The organism is Candidatus Kosakonia sp. 282A-S69, assembly GCF_029433855.1.
Lineage (GTDB): Bacteria > Pseudomonadota > Gammaproteobacteria > Enterobacterales > Enterobacteriaceae > Kosakonia > Kosakonia cowanii_A.
In genome coordinates this window covers 100172-100414 of the sequence record NZ_JAROAU010000005.1, presented here as the reverse complement: position 1 = coordinate 100414, position 243 = coordinate 100172, and positions in this window count along the sequence as shown.

Sequence of the window (243 nt, the reverse complement as noted above, 5' to 3'; positions counted from 1 at the left end):
CCGTCGTGACGCCCAGCGCCTCCGCGATCCGATCCAAAGTGTGCTGGGCCGCAGGGGGAAGCGACGGAGCCGCGCCAGACCCGCCCTCGTCCCTGAACGGTTCCGCGGAGCCGCGCCGTGCGCCGGGATCGAAGTGGGCCATCGTTTCAACCCCGTCGCGAAACTCTCGGAAGACGCCCGTGGAAACCGCGCGCCCTGCACGACATACAAGCCTCGCCGCGATGCACACAAGGGCGAATGCCC